Genomic DNA, 449 nt, shown 5'->3' with positions numbered 1-449 from the left:
GTTCTGCCCCATTCTTTCCTGGTTACGAGATTGCGCTTCTCCAATGATATCAGAACCATGGTAAGCGTTGATTTAGGGACGCCGGTCTCATATCTCATATCCATCTGCGTCATTCTGCCGCCATGCTTTATCAGGATCTCCATGATCGAGCGCTCCCGCGGGGTCAGGGTCTCCAAAACCGCATTCAGCTCACTGCCAACCTCGATTTCTCCCAGAGACCTGGCAGCATATATTGGCTTTGAGGCATCCTGGGACTCGATGCCGAGCAGATGATCGCCTTCAAGCATATCCTTCTTGACAGGTTGCATCTCATTTCTTCGCCATCTCATCATAAAGGTGAAGACAGATCCGATAAACAAAACAAGAGATAAAATGGCGCCCCCGACCAGCCAAAAATTATTAGAGCTGCTGCCGTTGATATCCTCAAGAGATGCCTCTTCTGCTAAAGA

At 49.0% G+C, this 449-nt stretch carries 1 protein-coding gene; it reads right to left on the bottom strand.

Features of this window, described 5'->3' with window-relative positions; all coding sequences use genetic code 11:
• A partial coding sequence (locus tag BP822_RS08610) for a helix-turn-helix transcriptional regulator (protein WP_286878129.1) occupies positions 1 to 308 on the bottom strand: 308 nt, incomplete at its 3' end.
• Between the last annotated feature and the right edge of the window lie 141 nt (positions 309 to 449).

This window comes from Methanosaeta sp. UBA458 (assembly GCF_002496085.1).
In the GTDB taxonomy this organism is placed as follows: domain Archaea; phylum Halobacteriota; class Methanosarcinia; order Methanotrichales; family Methanotrichaceae; genus Methanothrix; species Methanothrix soehngenii.
Note: the sequence above shows the minus strand (reverse complement) of the source record. Positions and strands in the feature narration are given on the sequence as shown.